The organism is Nostoc sp. TCL240-02 (genome assembly GCF_013343235.1).
Lineage (GTDB): Bacteria > Cyanobacteriota > Cyanobacteriia > Cyanobacteriales > Nostocaceae > Nostoc.
In genome coordinates, this window is record NZ_CP040094.1 from 1,849,527 (window position 1) to 1,865,626 (window position 16,100).

The following is a 16,100-nucleotide window of genomic DNA, read 5'->3' on the forward strand; positions in this document are numbered from 1 at the left end:
CCTACAGCTTCGGTAATAACTGACAAAAAAGCACTAATGACTTCATCGGCTTGCTTTTTTGTGATGTTGGTCTTTGCTGCTACAGCATCCACTAATTCGCCTTTGTTCATAAATCGCCCTGAAACATTGCAAGTAATCGAAATCTAGCATTATTACCTCTTATTCATAAAGGGGAAAAGGAATAATTTTCTAGCAACACGCGAAAATTAACAATGCACGACGACTATTGCTGTAATAGGATGTTATACGGAAAAATTCGGTATAATACGCAATTATCCAACGAGAAAAGTCCGAACAACTTAATCGCAGTTAAGCGTTCACAGACGGCACGACAACTGTTTCGCAAGCTACTGGGGTGTTAATATGCTTGTCTTATAAGGGAGCAGTAAGCACATGGAAAAGATCGTTATCGTGAAATGGAGAATTAAGGAGTCGGAAACGTCCCGGATACTGAAATTGCTACCGGAGCTGGCCGAGAAGACCAGATCGGAGGAAGGCAACATTTCCTACACGATTTATCAGTCGGAAAGCGATCCTTGCGAACTCATTCTTTGTGAACACTACTGAGTTCTGTTGTCTGTGCTTCTACCAGTGTCTGTTCTAAACCACGAAGTTCTTGCATTCGTGTTTTTACTAGTTGTTGCAAAGAAGCAATTTCTGAGTCGAATTGACTAGCATGATTTTGCACCAACTCTTCATACAAAGAAAGTAGGGAATTAGAATCTGTCATGGGATTCCTCACTTTATAAGTGCTAATTGTTAGTGACTACCGCAGTTTGAAACTACTGCAAAGCGTCTTAATAGTTCTTCTGTACTAATATATCATTAATTGTTTGATTTCTAAAAAAGCATTTTTCCCGCTTCAGATTCCGACTCAAAAACCCTCAATACTTTCTCTTCCAAAGCTGTCAAATAAGCCCGCTTCAGCTTCCCCAACGACTCCAAAAACTTCTGCACCGAATACTTTAGTAGCAATTCTTACTTATCTTTTAGCTGTGATTGAGTCTTTGAAGCTTAAAATAGAACGATTGCATTTAGACCGGGAATTCTTCTATCCGAATTTTTCACAAGTAAGAAATCCGGAAGTTTAGCCTACTTAAAGCAACTGTCGGCGAAACTTGCTAATGCCAACAGTTAGAAAAACTAATACGAATCCTATTAAAGCTAAGATATTGGGCCCAATTATATCCAACCCAAGACCTTTTAATAAAATGCCACGCACAATGAATATATAATGCCGGAGGGGATTTAATAAAGATAGAAATTGAAACAAAGGGGGCATGGCTTCAATAGGTGCGATCGCTCCTGATGTTTGAATAAGTGGTATATTAATAAAAAAAGAAATTAGGACTACTTGTTGTTGTGAACGCGAGACTGTAGCTAGCAAAATTCCTAAACTAATTCCTACTAAGACATACAAACTAGATGCCACTAAAAATAGACCAAAATTGCCATTAAAGGGAATATTAAATACTATTCTGCCTAAAGTCAGAGCTAATAAAATATCTCCCATTAATAGAACACCTAATGGAAATATCTTGGCTAGTAATATTTCCCAATTCGCTGTCGGAGTCATGAGTAACTGTTCAAGAGTGCCGACATCTTTTTCCTTAACAACTGTAATTGCAGAAACAGATGTGGATATTAATGTCATCACTAAACCCATTACTCCTGGAACAAAAAACCAACTACTTGTAAGTCCTGGATTGTAAAGAAAGACAAATTGAGGTGTGACTGGGAGATTAGTTTGATAACTAACTCGTTGACGATTATGTTTTTGGATGATTTGATTGATATAGCCGTTGGCAATACCGGCTGTGTTGGCGTTAACACCATCAATAAATATTTGTATTGGTGCTGATTTCGTTGCTAAGTTACGGTAGAAATCTGGCGGAATGATTAAACCTACATCTAGTTTTCCTTCTTCTACTTGATTGCTTAACTCTTTTTCACTAATTAATACAGATTCTAAATCAAAAGTATGATTTGCTGTGATAGCCTGCAATAGTTCCCAACTTTCGGTTACGTTAGCATAGTCAACAACACCTAATTTTAAGTGTTTAACATCAGGATTGAGGACAAATCCATATAGGATTAGCTGTAAAGTTGGCGGAATAATGAGCATAACCATTAAGGCACGATTGCGCCGAATTTGACTAATTTCTTTTTTGACTAATGTCCAAAATATGTTGTCAAATATTCTGAGGATAAATTTCATATTTTTGCAAGATAATTAACTGTTGATAACTGAATATGGTATGTTACGCCAATGTTAGGATTAAGCGTTAAAGAGAGTAGAAATTAGCCGTAACGAACCGGATGATGGTGGTGCTTAAGCGTTGCTTTAATACACCCTACATTTTCTACTGTGGTAGTTGCATTTTTTTTAACATATTGTGGCAGATTCTAAATAATATTAATCCAAATATAGCTAGCATTAATAAGTTAAACCAAGTTCCTCGCCAACCAATTCCTCGTACAAATGCATCGCGGGTAATTTCCATGTAGTAGCGTGCAGGAATAATGTTAGGTACAAGTGATATGGGGAAAGGGATATTACTGAGAGGATAAATAAAACCAGAGAGCATTAATGATGTAACAAAACCTATTAAAGTAACTCCTTGAACGGCAGAGTTTTGGTCACTGCTACGTGTTCCCAAAAGCAGACCAAATAACACACTATCTATAAGAAATAGTAGAGTTCCTAGTGATAGATTGATAATGTCTCCGACTAAAGAAATTTTAAAAATTAGTGACGCTATCACCATGACTAATACTGCTTCCGTAATTGCAATTAGCAGGTAAGCTAATCCTTTGCCTAAGAGAAATTCAACTGCACTAATATTAGAAGCATAGGCTTGGATAATTGTACCTCTTTCTTTTTCACGTACCATTGCGATCGCAGTCAACAAAGACGGATAAATCCACAACACTACACCATACACTCCTGGCACAAAAAAAAGTGATTCTAAACGACCGGGATTAAACCAGAGGCGGATTTGCGGTTTGATAATATTCGTTAAAGTGACTAATCCTTGCTCTTGAATAAAAAAGTTAGTCACATTTTGAATACCATTTCTAATCACACGGGCATTATTAACATCTGTAGCATCAATTAATATCTGGACTGTGGTACTTTTACGATCTTGAATATCGCGGCTAAATTTGGGGGGAATAATGACGGCAGCTTTGGCAATACCACGGTCAATAGCATTACTTACAGAGTCCGTTTTTGCCCATTGTGTCGGTATAAATTGGTTAGTAGCATATAAACGCTCAATGTAAATACTACTAAGATTTGTCCGGTCAAAATCTTGCACAATCAAGGGGATATTAGAGCTTTCTAAGCGGAGTGCAAACCCATAAATTAGCAAAGCGAGCGTCGGTAATAAAAATGCTAACGCCAACGTCAAGCGATCGCGGCGAAACTGGGCTAATTCTTTTTGACACTGGGCAATAATTTTTTGCATATACCAAGATTCGTGACTGGGGATTGGGATTGGGAAGTTTTCTTCCTCTGTCCCCTACCTCCTACTAACTTCGCTGGACTATACCAATAAAGGCATCTTCTAAAGAGAAGGGAATCGGACGCAAGGACTGAACTGTGAAATCCTGAGACTCTAGCAATTGCAGTAGTTGGGGAACTTCCTCATCAGGGCGATCGAGCACAATATGTAAACTATTGGCAAAAATCGCCACTCGCCAAGGCTCAAGATGCTGTTTGAGCAAGTCTGACGCGGCTTGGTTTTGTTGGACAATGATTTCTATGAGTTGTCCGGGTTGGGAGGCTTTAATCTGACTGGGTGAACCTTCAGCAACGGTTTCTCCAGCTACCATGAAACTCATGCGGTTACATTGTTCTGCTTCTTCTAAATAATGAGTTGTAACTAAAATAGCTGTACCGTTACGGGCAAAGTCATTAATCAGCTTCCAAAATTGACGACGAGCCAAAGGATCAACCCCGGAAGTTGGTTCATCTAGAAATAAAATATCTGGTTCGTGCATTACAGAAGCACCAAAGGCTACCCTTTGCTTCCAGCCACCGGGTAGCTGTCCGGTGATCATATTTTCCTGTCCTTCTAACCCACAGGTAGCAATTACCCAATCAATTTTCTCACGTCTGAGTTTGGGAGGAATGCCGTAAACACCACTATAAAATTCTAGGTTTTCTAAAATTGTAAGGTCATCGTAGAGGGTGAATTTCTGACTCATGTAACCGATACGTTGGCGGAGTTCTGCACTGCGTAAGTTACCCGTTTCACCACCAAGGGCAATTTTACCACCACTGGCTGCTAACAACCCACACAACATTTTAATCGTGGTGGTTTTCCCCGCACCGTTAGCGCCTAAAAGTCCAAAGATTTCGCCATAACGTACTTCGACATTGACACTTTTGACTGCTTGAAAATTTCCAAAGACACGGCTGAGATTATGAGCGAAGATGGCAAGGTTTGAAGATGAGGTAGAATATTTTTTCTTATCTCCCTTGTCTTTTTTGTCTCCCTTGCTCCCCATTCCCCTCAATCGAGAACGAGGAAAAGAATAATATGAGGGTGCTAAACCTTGTTGTCTAAGACGGGTAACAAAAAGATTTTCTAGGGTGGGTGCAGCAGACTTAACGTTGACGGAGTTTTGTAGTAGTTTTTTAACTTGAGTTTCCCCCAAGGTTACATCTTCTACTAAAACATCCAAGCGATCGCCAAAGGTTTGCACATCGACAATATTACTAGTCTGACTCTGCAATAAAACTTGTTCAGCTAATTCTAAATTGGATGTGTGAACTTCTAAGCGATGTAGACCTAAACTGGAACGCAAGGCTTCAGGGCTGCCAATCTCTTGAATTTGACCACTGTACATTAAAGCTATGCGATGACAGCGTTCTGCTTCATCGAGATAGGGTGTAGCCACAACAATAGTCATACCTTCAGCAGATAGCGCCGCCAGTGTATCCCAAAACTCCCGGCGGGAAACTGGATCAATCCCTGTAGTGGGTTCATCCAATAGTAAAATCCGGGGTTGCGAAACCAAAGCACAGCATAGTGCCAGCTTCTGTTTCATCCCACCGGAAAGTTGCCCCGCAAGGCGATCGCCAAATTTATCTAAATTCATCAATCGTAAGTATTTATTACGGCGTGCCTGCAACAATTCCTCTGGTACTTGTCGTAATCCCGCAGCGTAGCGCAAATTTTCATCAATACTCAAGTCTAAATACAGAGAAAATTGCTGTGTCAAATAGCCCGTATTCAAACGAGTATCCCGTGCAGATTGACCAAATATTTGCACCTCGCCCGCCGAAGGTGCCATCACTCCACTCAAAACATGAAAAGTGCTAGTCTTACCCGCACCATCAGGGCCAATCAGCCCGAACATTTCCCCCTGATTAACAGTAAAATCAACACCCCGGACAGCCGCTAGCTGACCATAATATTTATATAAACCGCGAACAGCGATCACTTCAACCGATAAGTCAATAGCCATTAGTCATTACTGAATTTACCTTTCCCCAGTCCCCTATTGCCGCAATTTAATCTCCGCATCCCCAGGCATACCAATTTTGGCGCAGGGCAAATCTGAATCTGTGTATGGTTGTTCTGGTTGAAAACAACCGCTTGGGTTTTCGATGCTAATCCGCACCCCAACGACTTGCCTAACCCTATCTTTTTGAAAATAAATATTTTCTGGTGTAAATGAGGCTTGCGGATCGATAGAAATTACTTTCCCTTCTAGCGGTTTTTTGGGAGCAGAATCAAGAAAGATTTTAGTTTGCTGTCCTACTCGTACTTTACCAATATCACCTTCTGGCACAAAACCCCGTAAATATAAAGCTTTAGGATCGACTATCGTGAGAATTTTGGTTTGATTGTTGACTACTGCTCCTGGTTCAGCACTACGGGCGATGACTACGCCATCTAGAGGACTGAGCAAATTTAAGTCTTTTTGAGAGTCTTTAATTTGGGTGTAGATTTGTTGTTTGGTGGCTAACGCGTCTCTAACTTTAGCCTGAGCCGATTTGACTTGTGCTTGTGCGGCTTTAATTTGGGAGTAGCTTTGCTTTTCCCGGCTGTAGAGGGCGGCTAATTGGCTATTACGAATGCTGGGGTTGAAGCCTGTAGTTTTGGCTTGGGTGAAACTACCGAGGCTAGCGTTTAATTGTTCGCGGGCAGCGTGAACTGTGGCTTGATAGGCGGCGAGGGTGGCTATGGCTGTATCTAAAGTAGTTTGGGCTTGGTCGAATTGTTGTCTATTGATAGCACCATCATTAACTAATTGGGCATAGCGATCGCGGTTTACCTGTGCTAACTTCAATTCTGCCTCTGCTTGTGTTACCTGTGCTTGGGCTTGGGCTAGTTGGGATCTAGCAGCCGCTACATTCGATCTTGCTTGCTCAATCTTGCCTTGGGTATCACCAAAAGATTGCTGCAAATTTAATTGAGCTTCTCCAATCCGGTTTTTCATCTCTTCGACTTCACCTGTTATCTGCTCTACATTCGAGCGTGCTTGCTCTACATCCGATTGGGCGGATGCAATCTTAGCCTCGGCTGAAAGTAATTGATCTTTTAAGAGTTGATCGTCACTGTCATCAAGTTTGATTAACTGTTGACCTTTTTTGACTGCTACTCCCTCTCGTACACTAATTGATTCAATTCTGGCCGAACGCTTTACCCCAATCTCAGTTTCGTAACCATCAATCCGCCCACTCAGCTTCAGTATATTTGCTGTTTGTTGGGGCTGATTATGCCGGATGATGTAAACAATACCACCTGCTAATATCAGCCCTAATGCCAATATGAGACGAATTGGTTTTTGCCGATACTCCTGTTTAGAGAATGGTTCTTGGGCCCGATCCTCATTTCCTGTAAATTTCGTGGATATAGATTTAGTCATTATCAATTGAAATCAATAGTTTTATATATTTATAGCAATCCTGATTTTTCAAACTATATCCTACTTTAAATGGAATGCAATTATTATAAGTAGATATGCACAATTAAACAGAATTAAGTAAAGAAAAATTAAGCTCCTCAAACTTTATTTTCTTTTAGTTTGAAAGAGGGCATAGCGTAAAAGAGTGACATTTTTATGTTGGGTTGTGAGATTTTTTCGTAAATAACTGGCTTGAAAAAGGATGTAGGGGCAAGCGTTTTTAGGCTAAATTCGACTCTACCATTAAAGAGTCGGTAGAATTAATTAGAGACATATTATCTAAACGAATAGCAGGTTTACCTTCTATCATCGTCAGATATAGATAACATCTGCTGGCATCTTCAGTATTCCAAGCATAAATCGGTACTCCTGAACAAGGAGCAAAATCTGTCAGTTTTCCTAATAAATCTTGAAAAGTAAGAGTTTTGTGGAGTTTCCCTAATAGGGGTTGAGATAGTGCTGACACCAGAAGAAATAGTGAACCAAGTTCCCCTAACCCTCTATCTTCCAGTGAAATAGTCTTGCCAAATCTCAGGGCATTGATTTCCTCTTCCGATATACTTAACCCGATGCGCTCAATACCTTTTCTAATCGTGGAATTATTCCCTACAATGTATATTACCTCCTCGGACATATCGCATCTCCTTTTGTATAATACTCAAGTAAATTAATGAAAATTATGCAAACATTAATGTAAATTTTTACTGTTAATTATTTTTGACAATAATTAGTTTCAGGTTTCATAAATTTAGTTAACTTTATGGATCTGTAGAGACGTTAAATTGCCACATCTCTACAGATGCTTATACATCAAACAGATTCAACAGCCTGTTCAAAAGGATCGAAGCTGCTATCTTGAGAGCTGGAATTATATTTTGCAGCTATGTTCATATAGGAACGGAAAAACGAAGGTTCAATAGAGGCTTGAGTTGCAGCATAAGTGCCATTCTCTTGCAAAAGTTGGTGAACCTTATGCAATCTGTAACAAGGAACGCCTGGATATAGATGATGTTCCAGATGAAAATTAGTGCCAGCAAACAGGATTGTCATTAAGGGAGAAGTACGACTCCAGGCATTATGAAATGGATTATCATCAAGACCACCATGATCGAGATAGGCTTGACATCCAGAGATTAGCATCAATGCAAGCATTGGTAGTCCGATAGAAAATAAACCAGCAATGGGATTGTATACAGCTATTCCTAAATAAATCCCAATCCATAACAAAGCAAATACAAAGTTCATCCAACAAAGAATACGCACAGTAGACATCTGAAATGGCATCATGTAAGGAAATGGCCAAGGACGACCTAAAGCAGTATTCAAAGTTATTTTAAAATGATGATAGTTAAGTAATAATCTGGCAAAAAATAATCTTTGCCACCATGTTGTTAAAGGTGTGAGTATTTCAATGTCAGGGTCAGAAGCTTGATTTGTAAATCGATGATGACTCCAATGTCGCATCATTGCACCCATATCACAATATGTTAAGACTGAAGATGCAAAGAAAAGACCAATTAATGCACTAACAAATTTGTTAGGATGTAGTGCTAGATGAAAGCCATCATGACCAATAAAACCCATCATCTGAATACCATATCCAGTTATGATAGTTAGTGGAATAATTAAAGCTATTTTTAGTGGTAGAAAATCAATTGATGTGACAACCACATAACATAGCCATGCTGGGACAAAAAACCAAATCAGTCCGTAGAGAATAAACCCAGTAGTTCCTAAAATTGTGGGTTTATACCAGTCGGCGGGAATTGCGGGTCTGCGAATTGTTTGTGTTGTTGTCATAAGTATCCTTATTTGTGTGTAAATGGTAGGGGTGTAAGGAGGAAACTTGATATGTTTTTGAGGTAAATATTTTCTTATACCCCTATATCCCTACTAGTCCTTGGAAAGTTTCTAGTGTTTCGTTCATTGAGGTGCTATTTTCCACGTTGAGGGTTTTAGCTTGGTTAAAATTCCGTTTCACTAGTCCTGAGATTGTCTTACCAGGACCGAACTCGATAAAGGTATCCACACCATGATTAGCAAGGTGTTGAATAGAGGTCATCCACCGCACTGGTAGGGTGATTTGGTGGATGAGTAAGAAACGGATGTGTTCAGCTGTGGTGATGGGTTGGGCGGTGACGTTAGAAATCACAGGGATGCGAGGGGTACAAATGTTGATAGTTGCTAAGATTCCGGCTAAACGCTTGGCGGCTGACTGCATTAAAGGGGTGTGAAATGCACCAGAAACAGCTAATTGCACTACTTTTGTCGCGCCTGCTTGTTCAGCTAAGGTCATTGCTTGTTCTACCGCCCTCGCATCTCCACCGATGACGGTTTGATTAGGTGCATTGTAGTTAGTCGGTTGACACACTCCTATTGATTTCACCTGCTGACAGATAGCTTCTACTATGTCGGCATTCAGACCGATAATCGCCGCCATCTTGGTATCTCGGTTGATAGAGGCTTCTTGCATAAAGATGGCTCTTTGCTGTACTAAAAAGACTGTATCCTCAAATTCCATCACGCCGGCTGCGACTAGTGCGCTGTACTCTCCCAAACTTAAACCAGCAAGAAATTTTGGTTCAGGGAACTGGGTTTGAGCCGCCGCTAGACAAGCTAAGTTAGTGACAAAAATGGCAGGTTGAGCATTCTCTGTTTGTTGTAACAGTTCTGGGGAACTATCACGACACATTTGCAATAAATCAAAACCGAGTACATTCGAGGCGCAATTGTATAATACTTTGGCTTCGGGGTAGCGATCGGCAATTTCCACACCCATCCCAACATATTGTGCGCCCTGTCCAGGAAATACAAATGCAGTGTTCATGCTACTACCTCTTCTACTGGTACTTGATTGCAAGTTAAACCTTCTGTAAGTTGCGCTCCTTTGTGAATTTGATACAGAGGAAAAGGAGCGCAATAATACTGCATTTTTTCTTCTTGAAAAATCTCGTGTAGTTTACGTAATCGATAAAATGGACATTCTGGATAAGCGTGATGTTCGACATGGTAAGTAATACCAGCCCAGAGTAAACCTAACCAAAAGTTATCAATAGTAATTGCGTTTTTCTGCATATCTCTTTTTTGAGGATCGTCACCTTCATAAAGAGTTAAGGGAGCGTGTTCATAACCCCGTGTGATCGGATTAATCACTAAGGCAACAAAGGCTAAAGGAATCCAGAAAATAAACAGTGCTTTTATTCCCATACCGGAATAAATTAAAACGGCATGAATGACTACCCAAAAAGCCAAATTAACTATTTGTTCAATAATCACCGTCAAACTGACTTGTTTGCCATAGCAAGTCAAAGATATCTTGGTATACCATTCATAATATCTCCAAATTCTCAACCAAATTTGGTTGAGTTTACCAGAAAAATAATATTCATCTGGGTCTCTTTCTGGATCGGAAATAAAATTATGATGACGTTTATGGGTTTCTCTATTGGTTGTAAATGTCATCGTGAATGACAGTGCATAAAGACGACCAAATAATGTATTTAACCATTTGGTTTTAAAGGCGCTACCGTGCATACAATCATGATGCAAAATAAATAAGACATAGAGTTGATTGCCTAGCCCAAGTGCTAACAGAAAATCAATCCAAGGATTATCTATGAATAAAATCAGGGAAATTAATCCGAAATACAATACTATATATGGTGAGCCATAAAGTAGGTGTAGTAAGCCATTAGCAGCACACATTTTTCTAATTTCTGCCTCCCGTGCTGAGGGAGCGCGTAACCATTTTTGTCTTTTAGGCTTGGAAGTTAATTGTGATTCTATTGCAACACTCATGTCAATTTCCTTAGTATATTTTAATGTCAAGTTGTTAGGATTTATCAGGGCTTTAGCCCTGATAAGAAACTTTTAGGAATTAACTATCCGTAGAGATGCGGATATTCTTTTTTGATTGACCCATTCACCTTTTTGGATAAGATATTCTACCCAATAGTCAATATCTTGAATCAGTGCTTGGCTCTTACCTTGGTCAAGAAATTTTTTCAGGTAAATAGCAGTGTCAAAATTGTCGATGGTTTTGTAAAACTTGAATGCCTCAATAAATGGGTCATCACTAACATGAGAAATCAGACCAATTTCATAAGCTGTTTGGGCATTGATTAGCTCTCCAGTTAGTACCAATTTTTTAGTTTGTAGCAATCCTATTTGCTGCTTTAGGAAACTCATGCCGCCCATACCAGGAATTAAACCTGATTTGACTTCAGGTAAACCTAACTTGACGTTGGTATCAACAAACTGAAAATCACTACACAAGAGCATTTCTAAGCCACCACCTTGGGCGGCACCATTTATGACGGCGACAACTAGAGCATTTAAAGAGACAAATCCGTGAATTACTTGCTGAACTTTAGCGGCAAATTTTTTCAGTATAGTGGGATTTTGCTGTTTTAAATATTCTAAAATGAGAGTGCGATCGCCACCAAGAGAGAAATACTTACCATGATGGGAAATATAAACTATTTTGGGCATCTTTAACGATGATTTCTCTTTAGATAAAGCTGCAATTATATCTAATAGTTCATCCAGCACTTCGATAGATAAAGCATTGCCATTGGCAGCATTTAAGAATAACCAAAGACAACTATTTTTATCAAAATAGCTATCAATACAAGCAAATTCTTGCCGAGTACAGCCATAGGTATTATGTAGATTGATTGGCTGTAAATATTCTCGAATACTGGGATGAATTACATCTTTGTTAACTATCTCATGTTCTCTAGTAATTGCTACTTTTATTTCTTGATTGCTATATACTTTTAAGAGTTGTCCGTCACTTCTAGCTACAAACACCTGCTGCACGAGAATATCTTCTTTATCGCTAGAGGTAGGAACTAGAGATTGCAGATTAAAGAAACCTTCTTCTCTCATTAATCTCTGCCAAGTTGCTTCTTGTAAAAGAGGCGATCCCGGATATCTCAAATCTCTATCTTGTGAATTCCACCAACCTCTTAGTAATCCAAATGTTAAAGTTGAGAAATTCTGTGATTTGACACTCTCATTAAAGATTAAGCAACCTGTTGGCTTGAGTAATTGCTTAACGTTGCGTAGACTTTCACGAATATTAGGGGTGGCGTGCAGGATATTTGTAGCAATGACAAAATCAAATTGTTCTTGCCAACCTTGTTTTTCGGGATTTAGGGAAATATCTAAAACAGAGAAACGCATTCCAGGGTAAGTTTTAGCAAATTTTTCTCGACCATGTTCTAAAAGTTTAAACCAAACATCGGTGTATACATACTCGACAGCAATATTATGAGCAACTAGTGAATTAATTACATAGCGAGTTGTCCCACCTGTTCCCGCACCTACTTCTAAAACTTTGATTTTTTCTGGAGATTTACCGTTGAACTTAGCTTTGATTTGATTAACAAGGGTAGCAGCAACAAGTTCATTATAAATATCAGAAGCTAAGTTACCACTGTAGACTCCCTCAACTAAATCTAAACTAGAGTTAGGAAAGACAATATTATTAGCTGCGATTTTACCTAATAAAATATCTTCGTAATTCTTTAAGCAAGTGTACAGTAACTGATAGTATTGTTTGAGTTCTGGCTCAGTGTGTAGGATTTGATTAGCAGCATTTTCAAATTCAGTCAATGTATGATATTCACCTTGGTATTGTATTTCTACTGTTGCAGAAAAGTAGTGATTTTGTTGTGATAAATAACCAGCTTGTACCAGGAATTGGAAAATTTCTGCAAATAGATGATGGTGTTCATCAATAATTTTGGCTGATTTGATAGCTTCTGTAATCCTGTAGGATGCTGCTTGGTGGTCAAATAAACCCAGATTTTGCAAAATTCCTACTAACCCAGTAGCCGCAGCAGCCATTAACTGATCTAAGCCTTGCTTAAACTTGAGTAATGGTGGATGATTAGCTGTGAAAAAATCTGCATGATCTATAGTTAGTGGTGCAAGATTTGATAGTATTTCTGTAATTGGTCTTTGCTCAAGCATTAAGTGAGGATCTAAGCCAATTTGTAACAGGATATTTCTCTTAGCTTTCACGACTACAGCTTGGGGAATTTGCATCGCTAGAATTGTTTCTAATGCCTCCATTCCCTCTGCAATGTTGATTGAGTCCATGCCTTGATGTAGCATTAAATCTCGATACTTATCATTAGCTACGGCACCTACTTCACCCCAAAATCCCCAGTTAATTACACATACCGGATAATTTCGTGTTTGTTGCATATATTTAGCGTAGCTATCAAGAAAAGTGCTGGCGGCGGCGTAATTACTTTGACCAATATTGCCGACAAAAGACTGTAGAGAAGAGAAGAAAACGATCAAATCAAGTTCTTCGTTAAGAGTGGCTTGATTAAGTGCGATCGCACCTGTTACCTTTGGTTGTAGTACAGCCGCAAAATCTGCCTCTGACATCTTCACCAACAAGCTATCATTTAGTACCATTGCTGAGTGAATGATGCCGTCTAGTTTGCCAAATTTATCTTTGGTTCGAGTAATAGCATTAGTCAGTTCATTGACATCATCACAATGAGCTTGTAGATAAATTACATTTTCATCATATTTCCCTAGATGGGAGATTTTAGCTAATAAATTATCATTTGCTGGTGAGCGACCTAATAAAGCAATATTAGCTGAATATTGAGTACGCAGATAATCACTTAAAACAAGACCTAATCCACCTGTACCACCAATAATTAAATAAGTACCATTGGGTTTAAATTTTGATAACCCTTCTCTGAAGACTGGAGCTAAATTGTAGAGGCGTTGGCAATATATTTGCTGTTGACGGACTGCAAAGGCATTGCCAGATATACATTCATTCTTAAAGGTATTTTCTAACCAGACAGTATTCTCTTTTCTTAAGGCATCTTCAATTTCAGACGCTGCTAAATCCAAGAAAGTAATAGTGCAGTGTTTATACTCTCTGGAAAAAGATTTCCACAATCCCCAAAGACCACTATTATCAGGCTGAACTTCTTCAGCATAGAAAACTTGTACAACATTCAATGTAATAATTTTAAACTCAATTGAATGTTGAGTTAATCCAGTTCTGATGATAGATTTGATAAAGTGAAAAGCATAGTTATGACTCAATAATTGCTCAGATTTTTCGGGTGCAGTTAGGAAATATACTTGAGAGATATCTGTTAATTGTTCTAAAAGCTTATCCCAGTCTTGTGATTGGTCATGTCTAACTTGAGCAGTGCAATTTTGCCAATTTTGATAAAAATTACCAACTGTAATGATGTGGCTATTGTCTGAACCATGCCAATTCAGTAACAACTGCAATATTTGTAAATTTTCACCCCATGTCACAATCAGAGTTTTAGCTGCTTTAGTTTGGTCAAACTTTAAATAATTGAATGATTGTTGGTTGAATATGGAAATACTTGTCGGTTGCCATTTAGGGATGAAAATCAGTTCACTTTCTTTTGTAGTGAAAGATAAATCATGAAGCTTTACTGTTTCGCTGTGTCCATTTTCTGTAACTTTGTTGGGACGTAAATTAGCGTGCTTTAAATTTGTAGGTACAATGCTATGTTCAGTATTTAATTGAGTACGAAGATATTTCTGTACTGCTTCAGAATGTTCGCGCCATATAAATTCTGCCAATTTAGAAACAGTAGGCTGCTCAAACAGCATCGTTGGATAAAGGCGAATATTCAACAGCTTTTCTAACTCGTGAGAAATATCTAATAAAGCCGTTGATTCTAACCCTAATTCAAAGAATGATACTTCTAATAAATCATCTGCAAAATCTTGTTTAGTGTATTTACAAACTAGTTTTTTGATAGAAGTTACCAGATATTCCACACTCGGTTCTGGAGTAATAACAATTTGTTGAGGTGTATCATCAACAGTATTTAATTGAGTATGAAGATATTTCTGTACTGCTTCAGAATGTTCGCGCCATATAAATTCTGCCAATTTAGAAACAGTAGGCTGCTCAAACAGCATCGTTGGATAAAGGTGAATATTTAACAGCCTTTCTAACTCGTGAGAAATATCTAATAAAGCAGTTGATTCTAACCCTAATTCAAAGAATGATACTTCTAACAAATCATCTGTAAAGTTTTGTTTAGTGTATTTGCAAACTAGTTTTATTATGGACTCAACTAAATGTTTTACTTTTGGTTCTGGAGTTGTTAAAACTTGATATGCTTTTTGTTGTTGATAAGCAAAGATAGTATTTTCTGTTTTTCTTTCTAACTTTGCCAGTCTTCTAATAAGTTCAATATTATGAACTCTTTTAATGCCAAAGTTACGGAATGTTGCTAGTTGATTACCATACTCGTCGCAAATTACAAAACTTCTGTAACCAATTTCCTTGGTTAGTTCAACTTGATCGGGCTGATCGACGTATACATAACAATTACTGCGTCCTGTTAAAGGTCTACCAGAAAATGATTCAATATAAAAAGGAACATAAAGTTGGGCTGTCGCTTGATAAGGAATTGAATAAAAAAGCGGTACAATAGTCGAACAATCGAGAAACACAGGATGGAACAAGAAATCATCACTGTGCTGCAAGGCGATAGAACACAAAGAAACTTCACCCAAGCAACCATAAAGACTACCATAAACCTTACCGCTAGGTTTCATGAAATTATCGTGGTCAATACCAACTTTGCGGGTGATGGCATAACAGGCATCTAAATCGACAACTTGAGTTGCTTTATGTTTGAGGACTGATATATCTATAATATTTTTAGTTTGTAATTCTTTGGTCAGTAATTGGCAGGTTAAATGTTTAGTAATAGAAGAGTCTTTTACTTCACCATTTTTCCATTTAGTGCTGGTGGCTTCTATTCCCCAATCAGTTCCATTGGGTGAGATGTGAATTTCCACTTTCCGGTCAAAATCGGCAGTTGTCACAATTGGTTCTAGGAACATGATGTTCCGCAATTCTAGATTTTCAATATCAAAAGACCTGGCTTTTAAAGTTTTAAAAATCATGTCTATAAATGTGACACCAGGCATGATATGAATACCATCAACTCTGTGATCGCGAACGAAATAATCATTATCTGTAATTGTAAATTTGCCAATTATTTGTGCAGTTTGCATAAATGATAAGGAGTGTAGGGGAAAGATATTTTTCTTTGCTATTTAATATTCAGTCTGAAAAGAAGAACTTATGTATATCTAGCTAAATTCAGTATTTTTACGCAAGTAATACGAAT

12 protein-coding genes and 1 pseudogene are annotated in these 16,100 nt (G+C 38.4%); 2 read left to right on the forward strand and 11 right to left on the reverse strand.

Going from position 1 to position 16,100, the window contains the following annotated elements:
• Positions 1 to 2: 2 nt before the first annotated feature.
• Positions 3 to 110, reverse strand: a pseudogene (locus tag FBB35_RS07980) (HU family DNA-binding protein); the annotation flags it as partial.
• Between the two features lie 283 nt (positions 111 to 393).
• Between FBB35_RS07980 and FBB35_RS35695 the strand changes: the two are divergent.
• Positions 394 to 567 (forward strand): putative quinol monooxygenase, encoded by a 174-nt coding sequence (locus tag FBB35_RS35695; RefSeq protein ID WP_174709208.1) that lies wholly within the window; start codon positions 394 to 396, stop codon positions 565 to 567.
• Here FBB35_RS35695 and FBB35_RS07990 read toward each other — a convergent pair.
• A complete protein-coding gene (locus FBB35_RS07990; RefSeq protein ID WP_174709209.1) occupies positions 545 to 730 on the reverse strand; it encodes a hypothetical protein in 186 nt (61 codons plus the stop codon). The two genes, FBB35_RS35695 and FBB35_RS07990, sit on opposite strands and share 23 nt — an antisense overlap.
• A gap of 103 nt (positions 731 to 833) precedes the next feature.
• Between FBB35_RS07990 and FBB35_RS07995 the strand changes: the two genes are divergently transcribed.
• Positions 834 to 1,091 carry a hypothetical protein gene (locus FBB35_RS07995; protein WP_174707958.1) on the forward strand — a complete coding sequence of 86 codons (258 nt, stop codon included), beginning with the start codon at positions 834 to 836 and terminating at the stop codon, positions 1,089 to 1,091.
• A gap of 5 nt (positions 1,092 to 1,096) precedes the next feature.
• On the opposite strand, the gene FBB35_RS08000 is transcribed toward FBB35_RS07995, so the two are convergent.
• The 9 genes from FBB35_RS08000 to FBB35_RS08040 form a co-directional block, all read right to left on the reverse strand.
• Positions 1,097 to 2,218, reverse strand: a complete 1,122-nt coding sequence (locus tag FBB35_RS08000) for an ABC transporter permease (RefSeq protein WP_174709210.1) — start codon at positions 2,216 to 2,218, stop codon at positions 1,097 to 1,099.
• Positions 2,219 to 2,363: 145 nt separating this feature from the next.
• Entirely contained in the window at positions 2,364 to 3,470 is a 1,107-nt protein-coding gene (locus FBB35_RS08005) for an ABC transporter permease (RefSeq protein WP_174709211.1), read from the reverse strand.
• A 64-nt stretch (positions 3,471 to 3,534) separates the two neighbouring features.
• On the reverse strand, positions 3,535 to 5,478 hold the full coding sequence (locus tag FBB35_RS08010; RefSeq protein WP_174709212.1) for an ATP-binding cassette domain-containing protein: 1,944 nt from the start codon (positions 5,476 to 5,478) through the stop codon (positions 3,535 to 3,537).
• A 33-nt stretch (positions 5,479 to 5,511) separates the two neighbouring features.
• Positions 5,512 to 6,885, reverse strand: a complete 1,374-nt coding sequence (locus FBB35_RS08015) for an HlyD family secretion protein (protein ID WP_174709213.1) — start codon at positions 6,883 to 6,885, stop codon at positions 5,512 to 5,514.
• Positions 6,886 to 7,144: 259 nt separating this feature from the next.
• Positions 7,145 to 7,558, reverse strand: coding sequence for a hypothetical protein (locus tag FBB35_RS08020; protein ID WP_174709214.1), 414 nt, complete (start codon positions 7,556 to 7,558; stop codon positions 7,145 to 7,147).
• Positions 7,559 to 7,734: 176 nt separating this feature from the next.
• The gene (locus FBB35_RS08025) at positions 7,735 to 8,724 is read right to left on the reverse strand and encodes a fatty acid desaturase (protein WP_174709215.1); all 990 of its coding nucleotides are present in this window, start codon (positions 8,722 to 8,724) and stop codon (positions 7,735 to 7,737) included.
• A gap of 82 nt (positions 8,725 to 8,806) precedes the next feature.
• Positions 8,807 to 9,751 carry an ACP S-malonyltransferase gene (gene fabD, locus FBB35_RS08030; protein ID WP_174709216.1) on the reverse strand — a complete coding sequence of 315 codons (945 nt, stop codon included), beginning with the start codon at positions 9,749 to 9,751 and terminating at the stop codon, positions 8,807 to 8,809.
• Positions 9,748 to 10,722 (reverse strand): fatty acid desaturase, encoded by a 975-nt coding sequence (locus FBB35_RS08035; protein ID WP_174709217.1) that lies wholly within the window; start codon positions 10,720 to 10,722, stop codon positions 9,748 to 9,750. Before FBB35_RS08035 ends, fabD begins: the two co-directional genes overlap by 4 nt.
• Positions 10,723 to 10,794: 72 nt before the next feature.
• Positions 10,795 to 15,984, reverse strand: coding sequence for an SDR family NAD(P)-dependent oxidoreductase (locus tag FBB35_RS08040; RefSeq protein WP_174709218.1), 5,190 nt, complete (start codon positions 15,982 to 15,984; stop codon positions 10,795 to 10,797).
• Positions 15,985 to 16,100: the final 116 nt, after the last annotated feature.